Origin of the sequence: Sphingomonas sp. NFR15 (assembly GCF_900103265.1) — a bacterium.
Taxonomy (GTDB): Bacteria; Pseudomonadota; Alphaproteobacteria; order Sphingomonadales; family Sphingomonadaceae; genus Sphingomonas; species Sphingomonas pollutisoli.
Map to the genome: position 1 here is coordinate 66,297 of NZ_FMWX01000001.1, position 25,713 is coordinate 92,009.

General features: G+C 66.0%; 21 protein-coding genes. 5 read left to right on the top strand and 16 right to left on the bottom strand.

Going from position 1 to position 25,713, the window contains the following annotated elements:
* Positions 1-14: 14 nt before the first annotated feature.
* From BLS81_RS00275 to BLS81_RS00300, 6 genes are all read right to left on the bottom strand, one after another.
* Positions 15-1,457: an efflux transporter outer membrane subunit gene (locus BLS81_RS00275; RefSeq protein ID WP_093219297.1), complete on the bottom strand. Its 1,443-nt coding sequence runs from the start codon at positions 1,455-1,457 to the stop codon at positions 15-17.
* Entirely contained in the window at positions 1,454-4,750 is a 3,297-nt protein-coding gene (locus BLS81_RS00280) for an efflux RND transporter permease subunit (RefSeq protein WP_093219299.1), read from the bottom strand. The genes BLS81_RS00275 and BLS81_RS00280 overlap by 4 nt, the downstream gene beginning before the upstream one ends.
* The gene (locus tag BLS81_RS00285; RefSeq protein WP_093219302.1) at positions 4,747-7,857 is read right to left on the bottom strand and encodes an efflux RND transporter permease subunit; all 3,111 of its coding nucleotides are present in this window, start codon (positions 7,855-7,857) and stop codon (positions 4,747-4,749) included. The genes BLS81_RS00280 and BLS81_RS00285 overlap by 4 nt, the downstream gene beginning before the upstream one ends.
* Positions 7,858-7,869: 12 nt before the next feature.
* Entirely contained in the window at positions 7,870-9,177 is a 1,308-nt protein-coding gene (locus tag BLS81_RS00290; RefSeq protein ID WP_093219304.1) for an efflux RND transporter periplasmic adaptor subunit, read from the bottom strand.
* A gap of 89 nt (positions 9,178-9,266) precedes the next feature.
* Entirely contained in the window at positions 9,267-10,010 is a 744-nt protein-coding gene (locus tag BLS81_RS00295; RefSeq protein ID WP_093219307.1) for a dienelactone hydrolase family protein, read from the bottom strand.
* 64 nt (positions 10,011-10,074) lie between these two features.
* Complete coding sequence (locus BLS81_RS00300; protein ID WP_256326006.1) at positions 10,075-12,438, bottom strand: TonB-dependent receptor; 2,364 nt, start codon at positions 12,436-12,438, stop codon at positions 10,075-10,077.
* Here BLS81_RS00300 and BLS81_RS20585 point away from each other — a divergent pair.
* Entirely contained in the window at positions 12,437-12,577 is a 141-nt protein-coding gene (locus BLS81_RS20585; protein ID WP_176786957.1) for a hypothetical protein, read from the top strand. The genes BLS81_RS00300 and BLS81_RS20585 overlap by 2 nt on opposite strands.
* A 107-nt stretch (positions 12,578-12,684) precedes the next feature.
* On the opposite strand, the gene BLS81_RS00305 is transcribed toward BLS81_RS20585, so the two are convergent.
* From BLS81_RS00305 to BLS81_RS00320, 4 genes are all read right to left on the bottom strand, one after another.
* On the bottom strand, positions 12,685-13,527 hold the full coding sequence (locus tag BLS81_RS00305; protein ID WP_093219311.1) for an SDR family NAD(P)-dependent oxidoreductase: 843 nt from the start codon (positions 13,525-13,527) through the stop codon (positions 12,685-12,687).
* Positions 13,528-13,588: 61 nt separating this feature from the next.
* Positions 13,589-15,436 (bottom strand): acetyl/propionyl/methylcrotonyl-CoA carboxylase subunit alpha, encoded by a 1,848-nt coding sequence (locus tag BLS81_RS00310; protein ID WP_093219314.1) that lies wholly within the window; start codon positions 15,434-15,436, stop codon positions 13,589-13,591.
* A gap of 4 nt (positions 15,437-15,440) precedes the next feature.
* A complete protein-coding gene (locus BLS81_RS00315; RefSeq protein ID WP_093219316.1) occupies positions 15,441-17,042 on the bottom strand; it encodes a carboxyl transferase domain-containing protein in 1,602 nt (533 codons plus the stop codon).
* Positions 17,039-18,202, bottom strand: coding sequence for an acyl-CoA dehydrogenase family protein (locus BLS81_RS00320; RefSeq protein WP_093219318.1), 1,164 nt, complete (start codon positions 18,200-18,202; stop codon positions 17,039-17,041). Before BLS81_RS00320 ends, BLS81_RS00315 begins: the two co-directional genes overlap by 4 nt.
* Before the next feature lie 83 nt (positions 18,203-18,285).
* Between BLS81_RS00320 and BLS81_RS00325 the strand changes: the two genes are divergently transcribed.
* Entirely contained in the window at positions 18,286-19,167 is an 882-nt protein-coding gene (locus tag BLS81_RS00325; protein WP_093219321.1) for a LysR family transcriptional regulator, read from the top strand.
* A gap of 73 nt (positions 19,168-19,240) precedes the next feature.
* Here BLS81_RS00325 and BLS81_RS00330 read toward each other — a convergent pair whose 3' ends face one another.
* The 4 genes from BLS81_RS00330 to BLS81_RS20590 all read right to left on the bottom strand — a co-directional run bounded on the left by BLS81_RS00330 (position 19,241) and on the right by BLS81_RS20590 (position 21,433).
* Positions 19,241-20,206: a manganese catalase family protein gene (locus BLS81_RS00330; RefSeq protein ID WP_093219323.1), complete on the bottom strand. Its 966-nt coding sequence runs from the start codon at positions 20,204-20,206 to the stop codon at positions 19,241-19,243.
* A gap of 117 nt (positions 20,207-20,323) precedes the next feature.
* Positions 20,324-20,512, bottom strand: a complete 189-nt coding sequence (locus BLS81_RS00335) for a hypothetical protein (RefSeq protein ID WP_093221611.1) — start codon at positions 20,510-20,512, stop codon at positions 20,324-20,326.
* Positions 20,513-20,556: 44 nt separating this feature from the next.
* Positions 20,557-20,952 (bottom strand): response regulator, encoded by a 396-nt coding sequence (locus BLS81_RS00340; protein WP_093221614.1) that lies wholly within the window; start codon positions 20,950-20,952, stop codon positions 20,557-20,559.
* 265 nt (positions 20,953-21,217) lie between these two features.
* Positions 21,218-21,433 carry a hypothetical protein gene (locus BLS81_RS20590; protein ID WP_176786962.1) on the bottom strand — a complete coding sequence of 72 codons (216 nt, stop codon included), beginning with the start codon at positions 21,431-21,433 and terminating at the stop codon, positions 21,218-21,220.
* Between the two features lie 12 nt (positions 21,434-21,445).
* On the opposite strand from BLS81_RS20590, the gene BLS81_RS00345 reads away from it, so the two are divergent.
* The 3 genes from BLS81_RS00345 to BLS81_RS00355 all read left to right on the top strand — a co-directional run bounded on the left by BLS81_RS00345 (position 21,446) and on the right by BLS81_RS00355 (position 23,053).
* Positions 21,446-21,985: an HWE histidine kinase domain-containing protein gene (locus BLS81_RS00345; protein ID WP_176786963.1), complete on the top strand. Its 540-nt coding sequence runs from the start codon at positions 21,446-21,448 to the stop codon at positions 21,983-21,985.
* A gap of 135 nt (positions 21,986-22,120) precedes the next feature.
* Entirely contained in the window at positions 22,121-22,660 is a 540-nt protein-coding gene (locus BLS81_RS00350) for a hemerythrin domain-containing protein (protein ID WP_093219328.1), read from the top strand.
* Positions 22,661-22,801: 141 nt separating this feature from the next.
* Positions 22,802-23,053 carry a hypothetical protein gene (locus tag BLS81_RS00355; RefSeq protein ID WP_093219330.1) on the top strand — a complete coding sequence of 84 codons (252 nt, stop codon included), beginning with the start codon at positions 22,802-22,804 and terminating at the stop codon, positions 23,051-23,053.
* 27 nt (positions 23,054-23,080) lie between these two features.
* Here BLS81_RS00355 and BLS81_RS00360 read toward each other — a convergent pair whose 3' ends face one another.
* Both BLS81_RS00360 and BLS81_RS00365 read right to left on the bottom strand, forming a co-directional pair.
* Positions 23,081-23,926, bottom strand: coding sequence for a copper resistance protein B (locus BLS81_RS00360; protein ID WP_371128232.1), 846 nt, complete (start codon positions 23,924-23,926; stop codon positions 23,081-23,083).
* A 77-nt stretch (positions 23,927-24,003) separates the two neighbouring features.
* Positions 24,004-25,698, bottom strand: coding sequence for a copper resistance system multicopper oxidase (locus BLS81_RS00365; RefSeq protein WP_093219335.1), 1,695 nt, complete (start codon positions 25,696-25,698; stop codon positions 24,004-24,006).
* Between the last annotated feature and the right edge of the window lie 15 nt (positions 25,699-25,713).

The window sequence follows — 25,713 nt, forward strand, 5'->3', positions numbered from 1 at the left end:
CTGCCGACGCCTGCTCAGCGCACGGTCGGCATGCCTGCCTGCCAACCACCACCAAGCGCCTGGATGAGCGCGACGGCGGTGGTCTGGCGGTCCGACTGGATCTGGATCAGCGCGCGGCGCGCCGCCAAAGCGGTCGCCTGCGCGCTGACGACGTCGGTATAGACGACGATGCCGGACTGGTATTGGAAGCGCACCGATGCCTCGCTGCGATCCGCCGCGACCGATGCTTCGCGCAGCAGCGCCTCCTGCCGCGCGAGGATGGCGGTGGCGGCGAGATTGTCCTGCACGTCCTGGAACGCGGCAAGCGTCACTTGCCGGTAATTGGCGACCGCCGCGTCATAAGCCGCACGATCGGCAGCGACGCGCGCGCGCCGTGCGCCCGCATCGAAGATCGTCTGCGCGAGCGACGCGCCGACCGACCATAGCGATGCCGCCGAACTGAACAGCCCGGATAGCGTATCGTTGTTGAAGCCCCCACTGCCGGTCAGATTGAGCGTGGGAAAGAAAGCCGCACGATCCACGCCGATCTGTGCGTTCGCCGCCGCGACCTGCCGCTCCGCCGCCGCGATATCCGGTCGGCGTTCGAGCAGCGTCGATGGCACCGCCACCGGCACCTCGGGTGTCGTGGGTGCCCAGCCCGGCACCGGGGGAAGCGAGAAGGCCGCGGCGTTCTCGCCGACTAGCACCGCGATCGCGTCCTCGAACTGCGCCCGCGTACGTTTCTGCCCTTCGAAGTCGGATCGCGCCGACGCGAGCTGCGATTGGCCCTGGAAGACATCGCTATGCGGCGCGATTCCGGCATTGTAGCGGTTGGTCGCGATCTGGAGCGAGCGCTCATACGCCTCGACAGTCGCGCTCAAACTGATGATCTGCGCATCGGTGGCACGAAGGCCGAGGTAATTGGTGGCGAGTTCGCCGTCGATCGCGAGCTGCGCGGAGGCGAGGTCGGCGCGGCGCGCCTGCTCGGTGGCCCGCGCGTTGGCCACGGTATTGGCGATCTGGCCGAACAGATCGGGTTGCCAGCTTCCGTCGAGCCCGACGCGGTAGCTGGTCTGCGCGCTACCGCCACCCGAGGACGCGACGCCGTTGGTGACGATCGTGCGCGATCCGCCGCTTTCCGAATGCGTGACCGATCCGCTCGCGGAGACCGTTGGAAACAGGCTCGCACGCGCCTCGCGCGTGATCGCCCGCGCCTGCCGATAGGTCGCGGCGGCCTGCGCGATCGTCTGGTTATGTGCATGCGCGCGCACGATCAGGTCGTCGAGGGTTCGGTCGCCGAAGCCGCTCCACCAATCGGTGCGCGGCGCCTGATCGGACGGATTGGCCGGTTGCCAGCCATCGACCGGCTTCCACGCGGGCGCGGCGGCGACCTCCGGCCGCGTGTAATGCGGCGCGAGCGAGCAGCCCGCCAGCGCGAGCAGCGGGAGGAGCGACGCGGAAAGGATCGGCTTTGTCATGCGGGAAGCTCGCTGAGGGTCGATCGCCGCGCGTGGGCACGGCGCGACGTGAGACGGTCGAGATAGATATAGACGACCGGGGTGGTGAAGAGCGTCAGCAACTGGCTGCCGATCAGCCCGCCGATGATCGCGACGCCGAGCGGCTGACGCAGTTCCGCCCCTTCGCCGAACCCGATCGCGAGCGGCAGCGCGCCAAGCGCGGCGGCAATGGTGGTCATCAGGATCGGGCGGAACCGCAGCAGGCTCGCCTCGCGCGCGGCGGCCTCGGCGCTGATCCCGCGCGTGCGCTGCGCGTGGATCGCAAAATCGATGATGAGGATCGCGTTCTTCTTGACGATCCCGAGTAGCAGGAAAACCCCGATCAGCGCGATGATCGAGAAGTCCATCCCGAACAGCATCAGCGCCAGCACCGCGCCGACCCCCGCCGCCGGCAGGGTGGAAAGCACCGTGAGCGGGTGGACGAGGCTTTCGTAGAGGATGCCGAGCACGATGTAGATCGTTACCAGTGCGGCAAGGATCAGCAACGGCTGTTCGCCTTGCGACTGTTGCGAGGTCGCTGCCTGCCCGGCGAAGCGGCCATGCACGGTGGTCGGCATGCCGATCTGCGCCTCGGTATCGGCGATCGCCGCCTGCGCCGTTGAGAGCGCGACGCCGGGCGCGGTATCGAACGAGATCGTCGTCGAAACCTCGGTGCCGTCATGGTTGACGCTGGCGGCGGTGGCGGCCTGGCCGAACGACGCGATCGCATCGAGCGGAACCATCGTGCGCGGCGTGTTGCTGAGCGCGGCGCCGGTCGAGGGGCTGCGCAGCGCCGGGTTGGTCGGCACCGCCGCCGTGGCGGCCGAGGCCGTCTTGCCGGTCGCGCTGGTGGTGGCGGCGGCGCCGGTGAGCGTCGTCGCCGAGGTCGCCGTCGTCGTGACCGAGTTGGTCGCGGTCGCGTTTGGACCCGTGGCGATCACCGCATCGGCCTTGGCGGGCACGCGGACGTCGGGCAGCGCGTGCGGGCCGGTGGTCGCCGTCTCGGGCCAGCCGAGAATCACGCTATACTGGTTCACGTCCTGGTAGATGTTGGCGACGCTGCGCTGGCCGAACGAATCGTACAGCGCGTTATCCACATCGAGCGAGGTGATGCCGAGCCGCGAAGCGCTGTCGTGATCGATCGTCACGAAGCTCGATACGCCGTTTTCGGCGAAGTCGCTATCGACGTTCTTCAACTCGCGTCGCGCCTGGAGCGCGGTGGCAAGCTTCTGCGACCACAGCTTCAGCGCGGCGCTGCTGTCGGCGACGAGCGTATATTGATAGGTCGAGTTCGACTGGCGCGCGCCGACCCGAAGGTCCTGCACCGGCATCAGGAACAGCCGGATACCCGCCACCGGCTGGAGCTTGCGCTGGAGCCGCATGATGACGTCGCTCGCCTGCACCCCGTGGCGCTTGCGCGCGGGTTCCAGCGACACCATCATGAACGCGCTGCCGGCGCGGCTGCCGCCGGTGAAGCCGACTACGCTCGCCACAGCCGGATCGGCGTTGATGATGCCGACGACCTGCTTGAGCTTGCGCTGCATGTCCTGGAACGACACGCTCTGGTCGGCGCGCACACCAGCCATCAGCAGCGGCGATTGCTGTTGCGGGAAGAAGCCCTTGGGCACCACCACGTAAAGCCACGCGGTCAGCACCACCACGGCGATCAGCAGGAACAGCACGAGCGGCTTCATCGCCAACGCCCAGTCGAGCGCGCGTTCATAGCCGCGCTCGATCCGCTGGTAGCCGCGTTCGAGCGCGCGCGACACGCGACCGGGTTCGCGATCGTGCTGCGGCGCCTTGAGGAACCACGCGCACAGCATCGGCGTGGTGGTGAGCGACAGCACGAGGCTGATGAGCACCGCCGCCGACAGCGTCACCGCGAATTCGCGGAACAGCCGCCCGACGATGCCGCCCATGAACAGCAGCGGGATGAACACCGCGACCAGGCTCACGCTGATCGAAAGAACGGTGAAGCCGACCTCGGACGCGCCCTTGATCGCCGCCTGGAACCGCCCCATCCCCGCTTCGAGATGCCGCGTCGTGTTCTCCAGCACGACGATCGCATCATCGACAACGAAGCCGGTCGCGACCGTGATCGCCATCAGCGACAAATTGTTGAGACTGAACCCGAGCAGGTACATCACCCCGAACGTGCCGAGCAGTGAGATGATCGTCGCGGTCGCCGGGATCATCGTCGCGCGCAGATCGCGCAGGAACGCGAACACCACGACGATCACCAGGATCAGCGCGACCAGCACGGTGATCTCGATCTCGCGCAGCGACGCGCGGATCGAACTGGTCCGGTCCATCGCTACGTCGAGCTTGATGTCGGGCGGCAATTGCTCACGCAAAGCCGGCAGTTCCGCGCGGATCTGGTTGACCATCCGGATCAGGTTCGCGCCCGGCTGCTGGGTGATGTTGACGATGATCGCGCGCTTGCCGTTGAACAGCCCGAGCGTGCGCGTGTCCGCCACGCTGTCGGTCACGGTCGCGATGTCGCCCAGCCGCACCGCCGATGCGCCGCGCCACGCCACCACCAGCGGGCGGTAATCCGCCGCGCTCTTGCCCGCGGCGTTGGTGTAGATCTGCCACGATCGGCCGTTCGCGCCCTCGATCAGACCCTTGGGCCGGTTGGCGTTCGACGCCTCGATCGCGGCGCGGACATCCTCCATCGCGATGCCATAGGCGTTGATCTGGTACGGATTGACCGACACCCGCACCGCCGGCAGCGACCCGCCGCCGAGCTCGACGTCGCCGACGCCGGGGATCTGCGACATGCGCTGCTGGATGATGTTCGACACCGCATCGTAGATCTGCCCCGCCGTGCGCGTGTCCGAGGTGAGCGCGAGTGTCACCACCGGCTGGTTGGCCGGGTTCACCTTGCGGTAGGTCGGGTTCTGGCGAAGCGTGGCGGGCAGATCGACGCGGGCGGCGTTGATCGCCGCCTGCACCTCGCGCGCGGCCCCGTCGATGTTCTTCGACAGATCGAACTGCAGCGTGATCCGGGTCGAGCCGAGCGAACTCGACGAGGTCATTTCGTTGACCCCGGCGATGGTCGAGAGCCGCCGTTCGAGCGGGGTCGCGATGCTCTGCGCCATCACCTCCGGGCTGGCCCCGGCAAGGCTCGCCGACACGCTGATGACCGGGAAATCGACCTGCGGCAGCGGCGCCACCGGCAGCGAGAAAAACGCCGCGATCCCCGCGAGCGCGAGCCCGATCGTCAGCAGGATCGTCGCGATCGGCCGCCGGATAAAAGGTGCCGACAGGTTCATGGCCGCGCTTCGGGCCCGACATCGGGAGACGAGCGCGCGCCCCACCCCCGCCGCGCCAGCGATTGCTGCGCGCGATCGAAATAGAGGTACACCACCGGCGTGGTGAAGATCGTCAGCAACTGGCTGACCATCAGCCCACCGAAGATCGCGATGCCGAGCGGCCGGCGCAGCTCCGCGCCCTCGCCCATACCGACCATCAGCGGGATTGCCGCGAACAGCGCCGCGAGCGTCGTCATCAGGATCGGGCGGAAGCGCAGGATCGCCGCCTGGCGGATCGCCTCGAGCGGCGGTAGCCCCTCGTCGCGCTCGGCGGCGATGGCGAAGTCGATCATCATGATCGCGTTCTTCTTGACGATGCCGATCAGCAGCACGATGCCGATGATGCCGATCACGTCGAGATCATGACCCGTCACCCAAAGCGCGAACAGCGCGCCTACCGCTGCCGAGGGCAAGGTCGACAGGATCGTGACCGGGTGGATGAAGCTCTCATAGAGCACGCCCAGCACGATATAGACGCACACGATCGCGGCCAGGATCAGGTAGAGCTGGTTGGTCAGCGAGTTGGCGAACGCGCCCGCCGCGCCGAGGAACGTCGTAGAGATGCCGCGCTTGACGTTGAGCGTGGCGAGCTTCGCCTTGATCGCATCGACCGCGCTGCCGAGCGACACGCCGGGCGCGGTATCGAACCCGATCGTCGCCGCCGGGAACTGCGCGACGTGCGTGACCTGGAGCGGCGAACTGCCCTCGCGGATCGTGGCGATCGCGTTCAGCGGCGTAGCACCCCCCGACGCTTGCAGGTGGAGCAGCCCCAGCGACTGCGGATCGGTGAGCAGCCCCGGCGCGGCTTCGAGGATTACGCGATACTGCGTCGTTTCGGTGAAGATCGTCGAGACGATCCGCTGGCCAAACGCGGAGTAGAGCGCGTCATCGACGCTCGACGCGGTGATGTTGAGCCGCGCGGCGGAATCGCGGTCGATGTTGATGAACGCCGCCGATCCCTGCGCGCCGGCCTCAGTGGTGACGTTGCGGACCTTCGACACCGATTGCAGCGCCTTGGCGATCCGCTTCGCTTCCGCGTTGACGTCGGCGGTGTTCGATCCCTCGATCGACAGGCGGTATCGCGTCGGGCCGCTTTCGGCATCGATCGTCAGATCCTGGGTCGGCTGGAGGTACAACGTGACGCCGGGAATGCGATCGACCGCTTGCGTCAACCGCTGCATCACCTTGGCTTGGCTGCCGTGGCTCTCCTTGAGGTTGATGAACATGCTGCCCGAATTGAGCGTCGCATTGTCCGAACCATCGACCCCGACGAACGCCGACAGCGAGGCGACATCGGCGTCCTGGAGGATCGCTTTCGCCGCCTGCGCCTGGAGCGACGCCATCTTGTCGTAGGAGACGCTGGTCGAGGCGACCAGCCGCGCCTGCAACTGGCCGGTGTCCTGCGTTGGGAACAGTCCCTTGGGGATGACGAGGTATAGCAGCACCGTCAGGATCAGCGTGCCGATCGCCACGAGCAAAGTGGCGAAGCGGCGATCGAGCACAAACCCGAGCGCCTTTTCGTAGCGCCGCTCAACCGCGCCGAACAGCGCGGCCGAGCGCTGCGCGATGCGGCTCGGTTTATCCTCGGCCGGCGCCTTGAGCCAGCGCGCCGACAGCATCGGCGTCAGCGTGAGCGACACCACCGCCGAGATCAGGATCGTCACCGCCAGCGTCACCGCGAATTCGCGGAACAGCCGGCCGACGATATCGCCCATGAACAACAGCGGGATCAGCACCGCGATCAGCGAGACGGTCAGCGAGATGATCGTGAAGCCGATCTCGCCCGCGCCCTTCAGCGCCGCCTCGAACGGCGGGATGCCCTCCTCGATATGGCGCTGGATGTTCTCGATCATCACGATCGCATCGTCGACGACAAAGCCGGTCGCGATCGTCAGCGCCATCAGCGAGAGGTTGTCGAGGCTGTAGCCGAGCAGGTACATCACCCCGAACGTGCCGATCAGCGAGATCGGCACCGCCAGCCCCGCCACCAGCGTCGCTCTCCCTGAGTGCAGGAAGAAGAAGATCACCAGCACGACGAGCAGCACCGCCAGCACCAGCTCGAACTCGACGTCGCTCACCGAGGCGCGGATGCCGGTGGTGCGGTCGGCGATCACCTTCGCGTCTAACCCAGCGGGCAAGCTCTTGAGCAGTTCGGGCAACTGCGACTTGATCGCGTCGGTGGTCTGGATCACGTTCGCGCCGGGCTGGCGCTGGACGTTGAGGATGATCGCTGGCGTGGTGCCCGCGAGCGCGCCGAGCCGCGCATTCTCCGCGCCCTCGGTCACCTGCGCGACCTGCGACAGCCGCACCGGCGCGGCGTTGGCGTAAGCGACGATCAGGTTCTTGTAGTCGTCGACCGTCTCCAACTGATCGTTGGCGTTGATCTGGTAGGATCGGTTCGGCCCGTCGAAGCTGCCCTTGGCGCTGTTGGCATTGGCATTATCGATCGCGGTGCGAAGCTGCGACAGCGACAGGCCGAAGCTCGCCAGCGCTTGCGTGTCGGCGCGAATCCGCATCGCCGGCTTTTGCCCGCCCGCGAGGCTGACGAGACCGACGCCGCTGATCTGGCTGATCTTCTGCGCGAGCCGCGTATCGACGATCGACTGGACCTGCGTGAGCGGCATCGTCTTCGAACTGATCGCGATCGTCAGCACCGGCGCGTCGGCCGGGTTGACCTTGGCATAGACCGGCGGCGCGGGCAGATCGGCCGGCAGCAGCGCCGAGGCCGCGTTGATCGCCGCCTGGACTTCCTGCTCGGCGACATCGAGGCCTTCGCTCAGCCCGAATTGCAGCGTGATGACCGACGCGCCCGCCGAACTGGTCGAGGCCATTCGGGTCAGCCCCGGCATCTCGCCGAACTGGCGTTCGAGCGGCGCGGTGACGGTCTGGCTCATCACCTCGGGGCTGCCGCCCGGATAGAGCGTCGTCACCTCGATCGTCGGGTAATCGACTTCGGGCAGCGCCGACAGCGACAGCATGCGGAAGCCGACCAGCCCGGCCAACACGATGCCGACCATCAGCAGCGCGGTCGCGACCGGGCGCAGGATGAAGATACGCGAGGGGCTCATCGGTTGCGCCCGTCAGCCGCGATTGTGCCGACGACGCCCGCCGCCCCCGCCGCTGCCCGCCGCAGGCTTGTCGCCCGGCAGCGCGACCTTGGCGCCTTCGCTCAGCCGGTCTCCGCCGTCGGTGATGACGATGTCGCCAACGTTCAGCCCGCTGATCACCTGCACCTTGTCGGCGGAGGCGACGCCCGTCTTGATCGTGCGCTGCGTGACGGTCTTATCGGGCTTGAGCAGCCACACGAAACTGGAATCCTGCCCGGAGCGCACCGCCGCCGGCGGGATCGTCACCGTCTGACGGATCGTATCGACCGTTAGCCGCACGTTGACGAACTGGCTCGGGTAAAGCTGGGCGGCCGCATTGGCGAAGCGCGCCTTGCCCTTGATCGTGCCGGTGGTGGTATCGACTTGGTTGTCGAGCGTGGAGAACCGGCCCTGATCGAGCGTCTGGGTGCGGGTGCGGTCGAGCGCGATCGCCGGGATCTCGGCGCCCTGCGCGATCCGCCTGCCGATCGCCGGCGCCTGATCCTGCGGCACCGCGAACTCGACGTCGATCGGCTGGAGCGTCGTCACCACCGCGATACCGTTGCTGTCGCCGGCGCCGATGTAATTGCCGATATCGACCACCCGCAGGCCGACCCGCCCGTTGACGGGCGATACGACGCGGGTGAAGCCGAGGTTGATCTGCGCCTGCTGCACCTGGCCCCGATCGATCGCGATCGTGCCTTCGAGCTGCTTGGCGGTCGCTGCCTGCGTATCGACGTCCTGCCGCGCGATCGAATCCTGCCCCAACAACGTCTGGTAGCGCCCGAGCTGGACACGCGCGTTGGCGAGCTGTGCCCGATCGCGGATCAGCGCGCCCTGCGCTTGAAGCAGCGCCGCCCGATACGGCCGCGGATCGATGATCGCGAGCGTCTGGCCCTTATGGACGAGCTGGCCTTCGCGGTAGAGCACCTGCGTGATCGTCCCCGAAACCTGCGGGCGGATCGTCACGGTCGCGGCCGGCGTGACCGTGCCGAGCGCCTCGACCTCGATCGGCAGGTCGGCGCGGACCGCCTTGACCGTCCCGACCGTGGTGGGTTGGCCGCCACCGCGACGGCCGCCGCCCCCACCGCCCGGACCGCCACCGCCTCCGGGGCCGCCACGCCCTCGCCCGCTGAATGACGAACTCGAATGCGCCAGCCACACCGCGCCGAGCACGACCAGCGCGAGGACAGCGATGCCGATGATCCAGCTCAGCACGCGGCCCCGCCGGCCGATCGGACGCGGCGCATCCGCTACGGCATCGTCAGGGTAAACGGGGGAGGAAGGATCGACCTCGGTCATGGATGTTCCGCACGTGATTTCGTCGCGCGTACCGTCTCGGATCGGGGCTGTCTGTCAATCCAACAATTGTCGCAGAGTGTCGCGGGAGGTCAGCGCAGCGTGCGTTGGAACAGCGCCAGCGTCCACTGCATCGCCTGCAGGAACAGCGCCGGATCGTAGCGCGGCCCCTCGTCTCGGAGGAATGCGTGCTGCCCGTTCACCTCATGCCATTCATAGCGCGCGCCGACCGCTTCGAGCCGCGCGCGGATGCGTTCGCGCCCTTCGAACGGCACGTGCGGGTCTTGCCGGCCCCACACGAACAGCGCCTCGGCCTTGAGATCGGCCATGCGCGCGAGGCTGTCGTCGCTCCGCCCTTCGCCGAGCGTTCCCGAATGGATGTCGGTCGCGTAGAAACATGCCGCCGCCTGCACGCGTGGATCGAGTGCGGCGCGATAGGCGAGATGCCCACCGAGGCACACGCCGAAGGTCGCGAGCTGGCCATTGCAGGCGGGGTGTTCGCTGAGTGCGGTCAACGCCGCCTTGGCATCCGCATCATAGCCGGCGATCGGCTTGGTAAACTTGAGCGCGTTGCCGCGATCGGTGCCGGCCTGATCGTAAGCGAGCACCGTGCCGGCCGGCTCGTATTCGTGATACACTTCTGGCACCGCGACGACATAGCCGTTGCCCGCCAGCATCGCCGCGAGCCGCCGGATCGGCGCGGTGACCTGATAGATTTCCGAGAACAGCAGGATTCCCGGGAAACGCCCATCGACCGCTGGGCGGAACAGATGCAGCCGCATCGTGCCGCCGCCGGCGACCGCGATGTCCTGGGTTTCGTCGCTGCGTAGGATCATAGCTGGCACCCTCTGGCTGATCGGCGCTTGGTGGCACCGCACCAGCCAGAGGGCAACCGCCCGGTTAGAACTTCACCTTGACCGTACCGCCGAAGGTGCGGGGATTGCCGGGATAGCCCTGCACGATCCCGGTCGATTTCGTCAGCCCCAGCAGGTTGATGTAATAGGCCTTGTTGAGCAGGTTTTCCGACCAGAGCTGGATATCGTAAGTGCCGTGCGCGAGTTGTAGCCCGACGCGCGCACTGACCAGCGCGTAATTGCCGATCTCCGCCGTCGGATCGAGCGTGATCGTGGTGTTCTGCTTGCTCCGCCAGTTCACATCGACCAGCCCATAAGCGACCGCATCCTCGCCGACCTCGTGGCTGTAATCGGTGGTGAGATCGGCGGTCCACTTGGGCGCCCACGCGACCTGGCGGCCGGTCAGGTCGCATACCGATGCCGTCGTCGTTGCGGGGCAAGTCGAGTTGTGGAAGGACGAATAATAAGCGTGATTGTACGCGCCGAAGCCCTTCATGTGCAGGCCCTTGGCGAGGAACAGCTCGCCTTCTAGCTCTACGCCGTCCGATGTCAGCGAGCCGACATTGGCGAGGAACTTCGCCGCCGTGTTGCCGACGCCGACCGACTCGTTCGCCTGATAGTTGCGCACGACGGTATGGAAGCCGGTGAGGTTGAGCAGCAGGTGGCGGTTGAACCATTCGCTCTTGATGCCGGCCTCGAAATTGTCGGCTTTCTCGCCGCGCACCTGCTGGCCCGCGCCGTAGAGCGTCACCGCGCGCAGTACGCTCGCGTCGGGGTTGGAGGCGTTGACCGGGAGCAGGTTGAACCCGGCCGACTTGTTGCCGCGCGCGAACTTGGCATAGAGCATCGCCGACGGCGTAACCTTGTAGCTGACGCTCGCCTCGCCCGAAAGCGATCGGTCGTTGAGACGATCATCGACATGCCCGAGCTGCGCGTTGGCACCCGACGGCGACAGAGCGTTGATCTGCGCGGTGCTGAGGTTGCCGAGATTCGACGTGACCGAACCATCATAGACTTCGGTGCGGTGTTCCCATGTATAGCGCAGCCCCATATCGAGCGCGAGCCGGCGCGCCGCATCGGGATGCCAGGTCGCATTGGCGAAAGCCGCCTCGGTATCGGTGTGGAAGATCGCCTTCGACGCGAAGCCGAGACCGGCGACGCGATCGGCATAGGCACCCTGCGCCCAAGTGCGTCCGCTCACGGCGGGAAACGCCGTCGCCGAGGGGTTGGCTGCCCAGATGTAATATTGGTTGCCGAAGCGGATACGCGAATCGACCTCAAGCTTCTGCCGCGACAGGAAGCCGCCCACGGTCAGCTCGATCGGGCGGTTCTTGGCGGTCGCCCAGCGCACTTCCTGCGAGAATTGGTGCTCGTCGTTGCACGAGCCGTAATCGGGGATGGCGTTGAGCTGAGTGTAATCATTGTCGTTGTTGGTGAAGCAACTCCAATGCTGGAACGCGGTGATCGAGGTGAAGGTGCCGCCGCCGACATCCCAATTGACCTCGCCGCTCACCGCGCGATTGTCGGTCACGGCGTTGAGCGCACCGTCGATGTTGATGCGGCGGTTCTCCACCGTGCCGGTGGACAGCGTATAACCGGCGTTGCGCATCCGCGTCTGAAGCAGCGTCGGATCATAGACCTGCAGGATCACCGGCGAGATCGTCGGGAAGCTCTGATGATTGTACGTGCCGATCAGCCGGATCGACAGCATGTCGGTCGGCGTCGCCAGCAACTGCGCGCGGATGCCTTGCCCTTGCCGCGCGTTCTGGTAGCTTTGGTTGAACTGGTTCGGGTAATTGCCGTCGGTCTTGCTGTAATAGCCCGACAGCCGCAGCGCGAGCTTTCCGGGGATCAGCGGACCGGTCACGCCGCCCTTGACCTCCTGATAGCCCTGGTTGCCGACCGTCGCCTCGGCATTCGCGCCGAAGTCGAAGCTCGGCTTGAGCGTGTTGATGATGACCGCGCCCGCCGTGGTGTTCTTGCCGAACAACGTACCCTGCGGGCCGCGCAGCAGCTCGACCTGGGCGAGATCGTTGAAGTCGGTCGAGACCATGCCCTGACGGCCGGTATAGACGCCGTCGACGAAAATGCCGACCGAGCCGTCGATGCCGTCGGTGTTGAAGCCGTTGTTGCCGATGCCGCGCACGCCGAGATTGAGCTGCTTGGGGTTGGTCAGATAAACCGAGAACGCCGGGAACTTCGACTGGAAATCCGTGAAGTTGACGAGGTTCTGCCGATTGAGTTCGGCAGGCGTGATGACCGTGACCGGGATCGGAACGTTTTGCAGATTCTCGGCCCGCTTGCGGGCGTAAACGGTGATGTCGCTGAGCTGATCCTGATCGGCGCTGTTCTGGTCCGCCGCTGGCGCGGCGGCCGAAGCGTCTTGGGCATATGCGGCGCCGGTAACCATGCTGGTCGACAGCAACAGAACAGCGATCAAACCCGACCGGCGTGACCGCAAACGAAATGTCATCATCAAAGTGCGCCCCCTGAAACCATCGGGCACGCGGCGGCCGGCGCTTGCCCGTCAGGACACGCGCGTTGCTTGAATGTTGCTGCCCGCCGCAGCCCGCGCCGCGCCTAGGGGCAATGCGCGACGATCTCGTTACGGCTTGACGACATCCCCGTGACAGACCGCCAATGTGCCTGTCGCGGGCTACTCGGCCATGAACGTCGCGAACGCTGCGGCATAGTCGGGATGCCACCGTGACAGCGCCGGACGGTTCGCGATGATGTCGTCCATCGCCCAGCGCATCCGCTTCTCGTCGGTGGCGCGATCGACGTCGTTGTCGGGGCAGAGGATGTAGAAGTCGCCCTGCGCGATGCGGTCGAACATGAAATCGGCAACCTGTTCGGCCGACCACGCCCCGGCAGGCTTCTCCGCGCGCCCGGTCATGCCGGTGAACGTGAATCCGGGGATGAGCAGATGCGCCGAGACCCGGTCGCCAGCAGCATCGCGTAGCGCGTGCGAGAGCGACTCTGTGTAGCTGCGCACGCCGGCTTTCGACAGATTATACGCATAATTGTCCGGCGGGCTGGTAATTCCTTGTTTCGATCCGGTGTTGATGACGATGCCGGGGCGATCCTGCGCCAGCATCGCGGGCACGAACGCCTGAACGCCGTGCAGCACGCCCATGAGGTTGGTATCGAGCAATGCCTGCCATCCGGCGGCATTCTCCCACGGCAGGCCGGGATTATGGCCGGTCGCGGCGTTGTTCATCAGCACCGACACGAAGCCCCATTCGGCGAGCACCCGGTCCCGCAGCGATTCGACATCCTCGAGCGAGGACACATCGGTCGGCACGACCAGCACCTCCCCCGCCTCGCCAAGCGCGCGGCCGGCCGCATCGAGTCTGTCGCCGCCGAGATCGGCGAGCGCGACCTTGAGGCCGAGGCCGAGCAGCCGCGCCGCGACCGCGAAGCCGATGCCGCTGGCGGCGCCGGTCACGACGGCGGTCGATCCGGCCGAAAAGGCGGGTGGAAGCGAAGGTGTCGGCATGGGGTAACTCCTTGATCGTACAGCGAACGTCCGACGGGCGCATTTGAGCCGTGGCTGGCGATCACACCTCCAGCGGTTCGATCCGCACCAGCATTGTGCCTTCGCTCACCTGCCCGCCTTCCTGCGCGTTGAGCTCGGCGATCGTGCCGTCGAACGGGGCGGTCAGGCTATGCTCCATCTTCATCGCCTCAACGGTGACGAGCTTCTGACCCTTGCGCACGGCGTCCCCAGCCGCAACCGCAACGGCGATGATCCGCCCCGGCATAGGCGACAGGATCGCACCGTCGCCAGCGACCTGCCCGCCCTTGCCCTCGACGCGCCAAGCGGAAAGTTGCCAGGTCTGGCCGTGTTCGGTCAGCAGCGTGTCCGCCACCGGATCGCCGCCGACGCAGGCCGGATCGAACGCGACCGTGACGGGCGCACGGTTCAGCAGAAACTGCGCGTCGCGCCGTGCCGGGGCATTGAGCCGGAAGCCGGCCGGGCCGACGGAGGACAAAGCCACGAGCCGCGCAGCCGCCTGCGCGAGCACGCCGTCGCCGGGCCGCTCGGCCGGCATCAACGCCTCGCCTTCGCGCGCGATCAGCCCGGTATCGAGCTTGGCGGCGGCGAAATCGGCGTTGGCGAGAGCGCGCACCAGAAAGCCCGCGTTGGTGCGCAGCGGCCAGATCACCGTGTCGTCGAGCGCCGCCATCAGCGTGCGCCGGGCGGCATCGCGATCGGCGCCGTGCGCGATCACCTTGGCGATCATCGGATCGTAGAAGGGCGAGATTTCCGCGCCTTGCTCGACGCCCGTGTCGATCCGGCACCCACCACCGATGTGGAACGTGTCGAGCCGGCCGATCGACGGCAGGAAGCCTTTCGCGGGGTCTTCCGCATAAAGCCGGGCTTCCATCGCCCAGCCGTGGATCGCGAGTTCGTCCTGACGCTTCGGCAACAACTCGCCCGAGGCGACACGCAATTGCCATTCGACCAGATCCTGCCCGGTGATCGCCTCGGTGACGGGATGTTCGACCTGGAGCCGGGTGTTCATCTCCATGAACCAGATCCGGTCGGCGCGCAGCCCTTGCGAACCGTCGCCGATGAACTCGATCGTGCCCGCACCGACATAGTCAACCGCACGCGCCGCCGCGACCGCCGCCGCGCACACCGCCGCGCGCGTGGCCTCATCCATGCTAGGCGCGGGCGCTTCCTCGATCACCTTCTGGTGGCGGCGCTGGAGCGAGCAATCGCGCTCGAACAGATGGACGACGTTGCCGTGGGTGTCGCCGAACACCTGCACCTCGATATGGCGCGGGTTGGTGATCCACTTTTCGAGCAAGACCTGATCGTTACCGAAGCTCGATGCCGCCTCGCGCTGGCATGACACCAGCGAATCGGCGAAATCCTTCGCCGCATCGACCTTGCGCATACCCTTGCCACCGCCGCCGGCGACCGCCTTGATGAGCACCGGATAGCCGATCGCATCGGCTTCGGCGCGCAACCGCTCGGACGATTGGTCATCGCCGAGATAGCCGGGCGTGGTGGGAACGCCCGCCGCCTGCATCAGCGTCTTGGCGGCATCCTTGAGGCCCATCGCGGTGATCGAGGCCGGGTTCGGACCAACCCAGATCAGCCCGGCCGCCTGAACAGCGGCGGCAAACTCGGCGTTTTCCGAAAGGAACCCGTAGCCGGGATGGATCGCCTCAGCGCCACTCTCCCGCGCCGCCGCGATGATCCGCTCGCCGAGCAGATAACTTTCGCGCGCCGGCGAAGCGCCGATATGCACCGCCGCATCCGCCAGCCGCACATGCAAAGCCTGCGCGTCGGCATCGGAATAGACCGCGACGGTCCGAATGCCGAGCCGGCGCGCGGTGCGGATGATCCGGCAGGCGATCTCGCCGCGGTTGGCGATCAGGAGCGATTGCATCATGACATTACATCCGGAACACACCGAACTGCGCCCGTTCGGGAACAGCGGCGTTCAGCGTCGCGGCGAAGGCGAGCCCGAGCACGTCGCGGGTTTGGGCGGGATCGATGACGCCATCGTCCCACAGCCGCGCGGTCGCGTAATAGGGATTGCCCTCTTCCTCATATTTGGCGCGGATCGGCGCCTTGAACGCTTCGGCCTGTTCGGGCGTCCAGGTCGCGGCATCGCGGTGGACGGCGGCGAGCACGCTCGCCGCCTGCTCGCCGCCCATCACGCTGATGCGGGCGTTGGGCCAACTGAACAGGAAGCGCGGTTGATAGGCGCGCCCGCACATGCCGTAATTGCCCGCGCCGAAACTGCCGCCGATCAGCACGGTGATCTTGGGCACCGACGCGGTGGCGACCGCGGTCACCAGCTTCGCGCCGTTCTTGGCGATCCCCTCCGCCTCATATTTGCCGCCGACCATGAAGCCGGAGATGTTCTGGAGGAACAGCAGCGGAATACGCCGCTGGCACGCCAGTTCGATGAAATGCGCGCCCTTGATCGCGCTTTCGCTGAACAGCACGCCGTTGTTGGCGAGGATCGCGACCGGCATGCCCCAGATATGCGCGAACCCGCAGACGAGCGTGGTGCCATACAGCGGCTTGAACGCGTGGAACTCGGAGCCATCGACGATCCGCGCGATCACCTCATGCACGTCATAGGGCGCGCGCACGTCGTCGGGGATGACGCCGTAGAGTTCCTGCGGGTCCAGCTTGGGCGGACGCGGCGCGCGGCGTTCCAGGTCGGGCGCGCGATCCGCCGGCAGCGTCGAGACGATATCGCGCACGATCGTCAGCGCATGCGCGTCACTCTCAGCAAGATGATCGACCACGCCAGAGCGGCGCGCGTGGAGATCGCCGCCGCCGAGGTCTTCGGCCGATATCACTTCGCCCGTCGCCGCCTGCACCAGCGGCGGCCCAGCGAGGAAAATCGTGCCCTGATTGCGCACGATCACCGATTCATCGGACATCGCCGGCACATAGGCGCCACCCGCCGTGCAACTGCCCATCACACAGGCGATCTGCGCGATGCCGCGTGCACTCATGTTCGCCTGGTTGAAGAAGATGCGGCCGAAATGCTCCTTATCCGGAAACACCTCGGCCTGGTTGGGCAGGTTCGCGCCGCCCGAATCGACGAGATAGACGCATGGCAGCCGGTTCTCGAGCGCGATTTCCTGCGCGCGGAGATGCTTCTTCACCGTCATCGGATAATAGGTGCCGCCCTTCACCGTGGCGTCGTTGCAGGCGATCATCACCTGCCGCCCCGACACGCGGCCGATGCCGGCGATCAGCCCCGCGCCCGGCACCTCGTCGCCGTATAGTCCATTGGCGGCGAGTTGGCCGATCTCGAGGAACGGCGAACCAGGATCGAGCAGTTGCTCAACGCGCTCGCGCGACAGCAGCTTGCCGCGCGCGACATGCTTGGCACGCGCGCTTTCCGAGCCACCGCGCGCCGCCGCCGCAACCTTCGCGCGCAATTCGTCCGCGAGCGCGCGATTGTGCGCGGCATTGGCGTGGAAAGCCGCGTCGTCGGTCGCCAGCTTGGTGTCGAGAACGGGCGCGCTCACTGCGCGACCCGCTCGGGCGCGCCGATCAACTCGCGGCCAATCAGCATGCGGCGGATTTCGTTGGTGCCGGCGCCGATGTCGAGCAATTTGGCGTCGCGCATCAAGCGCTCGACCGGCCAGTCCTTGGTATAGCCCGCGCCTCCGAGCGCCTGCACCGCTTCAAGCGCGGTCTTCATCGCATTCTCGCTCGCGAGCAGGATCGCGCCCGCCGCATCGAAACGCGTTGTGCGGCCAGCGTCGCACGCCTTGGCGACCGCATAGACATAAGCGCGCGCACTGTTGAGCGCGACGTACATATCGGCGATCTTGGCCTGCATGAGCTGGAACGCGCCGATCGGCTTGCCGAACTGCTGCCGCTCACGCACATAGGGCAGCACCACATCGAGGCACGCCTGCATGATGCCGAGCTGGATGCCGGCGAGCACGGTGCGCTCGTAATCCAGCCCCGACATCAATACCCCGGCGCCGCCGTTGAGCGGACCCATGATGTTCTGCTCAGGCACCTCGCAGTCGTCGAAAACCAGCTCGGCGGTCGGCGAGCCGCGCATGCCGAGCTTGTCGATCTTCTGGCCGATCGAAAAGCCCTTCATGCCCTTTTCGATCAGGAAGGTGGTGATGCCCTTCGAGCCGTCGCCAGTCTTCGCATAGACGACCAACGTATCCGCATAGGTCGCGTTCGTGATCCAGAATTTGGTGCCGTTGAGCACGTAGCGGTCGCCGCGCTTCTCGGCGCGGAGCTTCATCGAGACCACGTCCGACCCCGCGCCCGCTTCCGACATCGCCAGGCTGCCGACATGCTCGCCCGAAATCAGCTTGGGGAGATAGCGCGCCTTCTGCTCGTCCGACCCCCAGCGCCGGATCTGATTGACGCACAGATTGGAATGCGCGCCATAGCTCAGCCCGATCGAAGCCGAGGCGCGCGCGACCTCTTCCTGCGCGACGACGTGTTCGAGATAGCCGAGCCCAAGCCCGCCGTCCTCTTCGCCCACGGTGATGCCGTGCAGCCCGAGCGCGCCCATCTGCGGCCAGAGCTCTCGCGGGAACCAGTCCTTCGCGTCGATTTCGGCGGCAAGCGGCGCGATCCGGTCGGCGGCGAACCGAGCGGTGCTCTCCCGGATCATGTCGGCATTTTCGCCGAGATCGAAGTCGAATGTCGCCATATCTGCTCTCCTAAGCCGACGGTAGCCGTTTTGCCGCCACGTGAAAAATTGAAAGCGCCCCAAGCGTCGGATAGACGCCGTCTATGATCGAGCGCTATCTCGTCCGCTACTTCCTCGCGATCGTCGATTACGGCAGCTTCTCGGCGGCGGCGCAGCACTGTCGGGTCACCCAGCCGACGTTGTCGGTCGGGATCGGCAAGCTCGAAACCGCGTTGGGCGTAACGCTGTTCGAGCGCTCCAACCGGCACGTACGGTTGACGGCGGCCGGCACCCGCTTCGTCGAACATGCCCGCCGGATCGAGAACGCGTTCCAGCTCGCGCAGCGCGCCGTCCAGCCCGAACCCGATGCTGGCGCGATCCGGCTCGGGGTGCTCAACAGTTTGCCCGGTCTCGATCTGGCGCGCATGACCGAAGCTGCGCTCCGCCACGGTCCGGCGACGTTCGAACTGGTCCCCGGCACCGCGCGCGAACTCCAGGCCAAGCTCACCCAACGGCGGATCGACGTCGCGTTGACCCTCACGGCGACCGGAACCGCGAGCACCCTGGAACGACCGCTGCGAACCGAGCGGTTCGGGCTGTTCCTGCCGGCCACCCACCCGCTCGCCGACCGGGACGAGATCGCGGCCGAGGCCGTCGCGCATGACGTCATGATCGTGCGGCGTCACTGTGAGTCGCTTGCCGCGGTCAGCCGCCATTTCACCGACAGGGACGTACGCCCGCATTTCGCGCTGCGGAGCACCAATGACGAGCGTGTCTTGCAGATGATCGCCGCCGGTCTCGGCATCACTGTGATGCCGATGAGCTTCCAGGCGCCCGGCGTGTGCTCGGCGCGGTTGCGCGGGTTCGATCTCCAACGGACGATCGGCCTCGCCTTCGCCCCCGAAGCGGAATGGGTGGAGCAAACCCCGCAAGGCATCGTGCTGGCGGCGATCGAGACGTTTGCATCGCCCCACGCTGAGCGATGATGGGGCGAGACACGACGAAGCCGACCACGACGATCCCGTCGTGGTCGGCAGCGTCTCGACCGATCAGTTACGGTCAGGTGCGCTCGGTCTTGGCCGCCGCTTCGGCCATCGCTGGCGCCTCGGCGATCGTCGCCGCGCCTCCGAAATCCCCGTCCGTCACGCGGCCCGCGCCCGGGCCGGCGCCGAGATCGACTCCCGTCGTGGGATCGCTCGTTACGTCGGACGCAAGCCGCGCCGCCATCTTGGCGACGACCTTGGCATCGGTGCCATCCAGATCCACGGTGGCGAGGCCGTCGCCGCCATCGGCGGGCATGACCTGCGTAAGATCGTCGATCCGATCCCATTGCGGACCCGAATTCCACGGGCCGGTCATATCGCCCTCACCTTGCGAGGTATTGACGTACATGTTGGCGTACTTCTCGACACCCGGCAGCTTGCCCGGCGGGAAATTATCTTCAATCGAATAGAGCGCCTTTTCGAACGACTTCTGATGCGCCACTTCGCGCGTCATCAGGAAGCCGAGCGCGTCCTTGATGCCGGGATCATCGGTGATGTTGATGAGCCGCTCGTACACGATCTTGGCGCGGCTTTCGGCCGCGATGTTCGAGCGCAGGTCCACCGTTGGTTCGGACCGCGTATCGACATACGCGGCCGTCCAGGGCACGCCGGCGGAGTCGACCAGAGCGGGACCGCCACCGAACAGCAACGACTCCTTCGCGCTGGTGCCGGTCTGCCCGACCATGCTGTACAATTCCGCCTCGGCCAATTGACCTTCGGAGAGTTGCGCTTTCGCACCCTTGTTGAGCATCGCGACGATCGATCCGATCACTTCGAGGTGGCTGAGTTCCTCGGTCGCGATATCGAGCAGCATATCTTTGCGGCCGGCATCTTCCTCGCCCAGACCTTGCGTGAAATAGCGCATCGCGGCTGCAAGCTCGCCATCGGCACCGCCGAACTGTTCGAGCAGCAGACACGCCAGCCTCGGGTTCGGCTCGGATACGCGGACAGTATATTGCAGCCGCTTGTTGTGCATGAACATCGGCACGCTCCTGTTGATTTGGGGACGCGCCAAGAACGGGGGAACGACACGACAAGTTCCGCTTGATAATTATCAAGATATTGATTTAACTTAAATTTAAAAGGAGATTCGCCGATTTCAGTCGGTCAGCTTTGCGGGCGTATCTTCAATATCAGGACGATAGACGAGATCAAGGTAGTAGCCAGCGAGATGATAATGCGCGCGCACGGCCGCAGGATCTGCCGCGCGCTGCGCCTGGCTCAACTCCTGCTCCGCTCGCCGGTGGAAATAGGCGCGATCGCTATTCTCGACGAGATTCTCGCTCATGAGGCGATCGTGATCGCCGACGGCCAGGCAGTCCATAAAGTAAGTCAATTCTTTAGCGGCTGCTCACCACCGGAGGCGATCAGCGGTGCCAGGATCGCGGCGACACGATGCGCCTTGAACGGCTTCTCGACGCGCGGCACCGCCGCGAAGCGATCCGGTAGCGCCTCGCAATCATAGCCGGTCGCGAAAGCGAACGGGACGCCGCGTTCAATCAGTGCATCGGCCACCGGAAACACCATGTCGCCCCGCAAGTTCACGTCGAGCACCGCCACGTCGATCCGCGGTTCGGCGGTGATCCTCTCGGCTGCCTCATCGACGCTCGGCACCGGCCCAAGCACCTCGGCGCCGGCAGAGGACAAGGCGACCGAGAGATCGTCCGCGAGCAGATATTCGTCCTCGACGACGAGCACCCTGCATCCGCGCAGAACCTGTTCGATCATCATCTTCTCCAACAGACATGTCCGTGAGCACGGTTGCTCCGGTCGTGCGGTGAACGCCTTCGCTAGCAAAGGCATGTCGGGGTCGTGCATCGCTAGGCTCGGCTATGCGCGCTCGTCGGCTTGCCGGCCATTCGACCTTCGTTCGTTGCCGCCATATCCGAAACGGCGACCTCGCGCCAGCCAACGCACCTGCGCACCGCGCGACGTACGATACCCGCCGCGTCGAAATTCACCCCGTAGATGACCCACTTGATTCCGCCAAGCGTTAGGACGACAGGCGGCCATTCCCAATGTGAGCGATGGTTGGATGATACGACACGTGCCAGCGCCACAGCGAGCGGAAGACGCGTCCTCTGGCGATGCGAACGCCGAGGCGCTTCGTGCCGAACTGAAGGCGGCGCGAGAACAGCTTGATTGCGCCACGCGATCGTTGGCGGCGAGCGAAGCGCGCGAGCGCCTGCTCCAGAACGAACTTCAGCACCGCGTTCGCAACATGCTCGCGGTCGTGCGGTCGATCTTCGCGCGCACCGTGGAGGCCGGCGGCGCACTCGAAGATGTCGCCGATCACTTCAAGGGCCGGCTCGACGCAGTATCCCGCTATCAGTTCGCCTCCGCCATCGACCCGCGTGGCACGATCGACCTGGACATGATGATCTGGGACGAACTGCGCGTGTTCGAATTCGATCCACGCGTCGCCGCGGCCGGACCAGAGGCACGCGTCCCCTACGACATCGCGGTGGTTCTGGGGCTGGCGTTCCACGAGCTCGCCACCAATTCTATCAAGTTCGGCGCGCTCGCCGATACCGCGCGCGGCGCGACGGTGCATATCCGCTGGGAACTCTCGCAGGGCGAGTTGAGCTTGACCTGGGAAGAAACGGGTGTGTCGATCGTCATGCCCGCGCCAGTTCCACGCGGCTTCGGCCGTGAGTTCATCGAAGCCGCCCTGACCTACCAAATCGGCGCAACGACTGCCTTCGAGCTTCGGCCGGGCGGCATCCGGTGTACGATCACGGTGCCCCTGAATGCGCGCTAACCAGGCGCGTCGCCACCGGTTTCGCCCGCAAAACATACTGATGCGGATCAAGTCCGCGAGGCGTGACCGGAACGCGCCCTTGTTCGGCTCGTTCAAGGCGACGAATCGTACTTCTGACCCGCAAAGGAGCATTTCATGTCCGTCATCGACAAGCTGGTCGCCGCCGTAACGCCGCCCGAAAGCGAAGAGGCGCGGATCGAAGCGCGCAAGAAGGCGGAAGCCGTTGCCGCGCCGGGCACTTGGCTGGCCGAGATCCTGCAGCATCACCGCAAGATCGAAGCTCTGTTCGACGCGGTGAAGATCGCCGAAACCCCCGCCGGTCGCCAGCGTGCGCAAAAAGACCTCGCCCTGCTCCTGACCGCCCATTCGATCGCGGAAGAAGCGGCGGTCTATCCCGCGCTGGCGGCCGACAAGCAGGTCGGCCATGCCGAACTCGCCTATCAGGAGCAATCCGCCGCGAAGATGGAAATGGGGCTGCTCGAGCGGCTCGACCCGATGAGCCAGGACTATCTCGACAAGCTCGAACATATCCGTGGCGCGGTCACCCACCACATCTATTCGGAAGAGGGGACGTGGTTCCTGCAACTCGCCGAGGACGTCGGTCCCGCCGAGCAGGATCGGATCACCGCGCGCTACCGCGAGGAGTTCGATCGTTATACGAACGGCGCCGCCTGAGCGAGCGTGGGTCCGGGCGGGCGCCCGGACCTAATCGCTGCGCGTAGCTGACTTTTGTTCCCGAATGACAATGATGGAAAAATTGCCGCGACCGAGATATGAGCTCGATAAGCCCTTCTCTCGCGCAGGAACGAAACAGCCATGAAGATGCGTCCAGCGTTCCGTGTCGCCGCCGCGCTGTGTGTTTCGTTGCCCGCGGCGGCCTATGCGGATGACTCGAGCGACCTGCGCCAGAGCATCCTGCAAGGATGCGGCATCCCCGCATGGCAATTCGCCGTTCGCATCAAGAAGGGTGGCACCGTCACGCCGCAGATCTCGCCGACGATCACCGCCGACCAGAAGACGTGTGTGCGGAAGATGATCGACGACTATCGTCGGAACAGTCTTAGCTAGTCGGGGGTGCCCGGCCTGCGCGGTGTGTCAGAGCCAGCCGCGCACGCCGAACACCGCCGCCACCCTGCCACGGGCAATGCCGTCCGCGCGCGCATAGTCGGCGGTGATGCCAACTTTCCTGTCCCACGCCACACCGACATATGGCGCGAACTCGCGGCGGATTTCATACCGTAACCGCAGGCCGAGTTCCGCTGTGGATAAGCCTTCGCCGATGCGCTGCTCGGGGACGTTCTGCGCGGCGAGGTTGAGTTCGACGCGGGGCTGTAGGACGAGCCGCTGGGTGATCCGCTGATCGTACCATGCCTCGGCGCGGGCAAGCACATCACCCTTGTCGGACACGAACACGGTGCCTTCCGTCTCGAACCAATATGGCGCCAATCCTTCGATACCGATCGACGCATACGTCCGGCGCACGCCGGCGCCGAGATCCTGCCGCACACCGGCCTGAAGATCATGATAGGGTCCGATCGCCCGCGAATAAAGCAGTTGCACCTCGGCGGCCTCCGCGACCCGGCCAAACCGTGCTTCCCCTTCGCTTTTCAAGACGAGGCGGTTGACGTCTCCGCCCCACCAACCCTCGCCATCCCACCGGAATCCCTCCTCGCCCCGCCGCACTTGGATTTCGGCGAGGTTGAACAGAATCTGGTGCAGCCGCATGCCGCCATGGTCGCGGTGCAACCGTTCACGGGCGGGCGCCATGGCTGCGGCGCCCCACACGGCATCGGCGGCATGGTCGGCGGGCGGGGGCGGCGCCGGTCGGAGCCGGTCGAGCGGAGGCGCGTCCGTTCCGACCTTTTCCGGCGGGGTCGACGGGGGTGCCGATCCACCGCCGGCACGCATGGCCGGCGATGATCCCGCATCGCCAGGCACCATCTGATGAGCTCCGTGAACGGGCACTGTCTGCGCCTGAGCGGGAACGGCGACCAATGCCGCCAAGCAAGCCAGCATCTTCATGCCGCCGCGGCCGGACGCACGCTCACCACCTGCATCATGCCGGCGTGCATATGGTAGAGCATGTGGCAGTGGAACGCCCAGTCGCCCACCGCGTCGGCGGTGAGATCGAAGGTCAGCATGCCGCCGGGCTGTACGTTCACCGTGTGTTTGCGCGGAGCATGATCGCCATGTCCCGTCACCAGTTCGAAGAAGTGGCCGTGCAGGTGGATCGGGTGGTTCATCATCGTGTCGTTGATGAGCGTGATGCGTACCCGCTCGCCGGCCGTGAACGGAATGGGATCCTTCACTTCGCTAAGCTTCCTACCGTCGAACGCCCACATGTAGCGTTCCATGTTCCCGGTGAGATGGATCTCCAGCTTGCGAGATGGCGCGCGGCGATCGGGGTTGCGGTCGGTCGCGATCAAATCGGTATAGACCAGCACCTTGCCACCGACGTCGGCAAGTCCCTGCCCCGGCTCATCGGTCCGGTCGGCGGGCATGGGAGATATCGTTTGTATGCCCGGCCCGAGCGGCAGCGCCGGCGCGTTTCGCCGGTCGCGCATTTCCATGTGCATTGAGGACATGTCGATCATATCCGGGTCCATCGCGGCCATGTCCATGCCCATGTCCCGCATCGTCGCGAGCGGCCGGTGCCGGAGTGGCGGCGCGATTGCCGGCATGCCGGGCCGTGGTGCAAGCGTCCCGAAAGCCATTCCGGAACGGTCGATCGCCTCCGCGACGAGCCCAAAGGCGCGCTCCTCGGACGGAACAACGATCACATCGTAGGTTTCGGCATTGGCGATCTGGAACTCGTCCACCTCCACGGGCCGTACTGGTAACCCGTCGGCTGCGACCACCAACATTCGCAGGCCGGGAATACGCACGTTGAAGATCGTCATGGCCGCCGCATTGACGAAGCGTAGCCGCACCCGCTCCCCCGGCCGGAACAGCCCCGTCCAGCCATCCGCCGGCCCCCGGCCATTGACGAGATAGGTGTAGGTAGAACCCGTCACATCGGAGATGTCGGTCGGATCCATCCGCATCTTGCCCCATCGGCGACGCTCCGCCGGCCCCTGGTCCCGGCCGGCGATCTGGCCCGCCAGCGTCTGCTTCTGGTAATTGAAATAGCCACCCTGCTGCTTCAGCCGTTCGAAGATCGTGTGCGGGTGCATCGGGCTGTGATCCGACAACACGACGACATGCTCACGATCATAGCCGATCGGATCGGCGCCAGCGGGATCGATCACGATCGGACCGTAATGCCCCATTTGCTCCTGCAGCCCGGAGTGGCTGTGATACCAGTAAGTGCCGGACTGGCGGATCGGAAATCGATACGTGAAGCGGCTGCCCGCCTTGATGCCGGGGAAGCTGATGCCTGGCACGCCGTCCATCTGGAAGGGCAGCAACACCCCGTGCCAGTGGATGGACGTGTCCTCGTCCGGCAGATCATTGATGACGGTGAGGCGGACGTCCTGCCCTTCACGCAAGCGAACGAGCGGGCCGGGCACGGTGCCGTTGACCCCGATCGCGTGCATCTCGCGGCGGCCGATCCGCAACATCTGGTGCGCGATCCGAAGTTCGATGTCGGTTCCGTTCACGGTCGGCGGCGCGGCGGGAAGCCCTGGCGACACCGCTGCCGCCCAGCCGGGCCAGCATGCGGTCAGCGCGCCCGCGCTCCCGATCTTCAAGATATCTCTACGCCGAAACGTCATGATGCCCTTTCCATG

Bases quoted from the DNA above. Each gene is read 5' to 3' on its own strand.
- BLS81_RS00305 (WP_093219311.1), bottom strand. From the start codon at position 13,527: ATGCCGACACCTTCGCTTCCACCCGCCTTTTCGGCCGGATCGACCGCC.
- BLS81_RS00300 (WP_256326006.1), bottom strand. From the start codon at position 12,438: ATGGTTACCGGCGCCGCATATGCCCAAGACGCTTCGGCCGCCGCGCCA.
- BLS81_RS00320 (WP_093219318.1), bottom strand. From the start codon at position 18,202: ATGGCGACATTCGACTTCGATCTCGGCGAAAATGCCGACATGATCCGG.
- BLS81_RS00355 (WP_093219330.1), top strand. From the start codon at position 22,802: ATGAAGATGCGTCCAGCGTTCCGTGTCGCCGCCGCGCTGTGTGTTTCG.
- BLS81_RS00275 (WP_093219297.1), bottom strand. From the start codon at position 1,457: ATGACAAAGCCGATCCTTTCCGCGTCGCTCCTCCCGCTGCTCGCGCTG.
- BLS81_RS00360 (WP_371128232.1), bottom strand. From the start codon at position 23,926: ATGGTGCCTGGCGATGCGGGATCATCGCCGGCCATGCGTGCCGGCGGT.
- BLS81_RS00285 (WP_093219302.1), bottom strand. From the start codon at position 7,857: ATGAGCCCCTCGCGTATCTTCATCCTGCGCCCGGTCGCGACCGCGCTG.
- BLS81_RS00310 (WP_093219314.1), bottom strand. From the start codon at position 15,436: ATGATGCAATCGCTCCTGATCGCCAACCGCGGCGAGATCGCCTGCCGG.
- BLS81_RS00345 (WP_176786963.1), top strand. From the start codon at position 21,446: ATGCTCGCGGTCGTGCGGTCGATCTTCGCGCGCACCGTGGAGGCCGGC.
- BLS81_RS20585 (WP_176786957.1), top strand. From the start codon at position 12,437: ATGCTGGTCGACAGCAACAGAACAGCGATCAAACCCGACCGGCGTGAC.
- BLS81_RS00330 (WP_093219323.1), bottom strand. From the start codon at position 20,206: ATGTTCATGCACAACAAGCGGCTGCAATATACTGTCCGCGTATCCGAG.
- BLS81_RS00295 (WP_093219307.1), bottom strand. From the start codon at position 10,010: ATGATCCTACGCAGCGACGAAACCCAGGACATCGCGGTCGCCGGCGGC.
- BLS81_RS00290 (WP_093219304.1), bottom strand. From the start codon at position 9,177: ATGACCGAGGTCGATCCTTCCTCCCCCGTTTACCCTGACGATGCCGTA.
- BLS81_RS00340 (WP_093221614.1), bottom strand. From the start codon at position 20,952: ATGATCGAACAGGTTCTGCGCGGATGCAGGGTGCTCGTCGTCGAGGAC.
- BLS81_RS00325 (WP_093219321.1), top strand. From the start codon at position 18,286: ATGATCGAGCGCTATCTCGTCCGCTACTTCCTCGCGATCGTCGATTAC.
- BLS81_RS00335 (WP_093221611.1), bottom strand. From the start codon at position 20,512: ATGAGCGAGAATCTCGTCGAGAATAGCGATCGCGCCTATTTCCACCGG.
- BLS81_RS00350 (WP_093219328.1), top strand. From the start codon at position 22,121: ATGTCCGTCATCGACAAGCTGGTCGCCGCCGTAACGCCGCCCGAAAGC.
- BLS81_RS00365 (WP_093219335.1), bottom strand. From the start codon at position 25,698: ATGACGTTTCGGCGTAGAGATATCTTGAAGATCGGGAGCGCGGGCGCG.
- BLS81_RS00280 (WP_093219299.1), bottom strand. From the start codon at position 4,750: ATGAACCTGTCGGCACCTTTTATCCGGCGGCCGATCGCGACGATCCTG.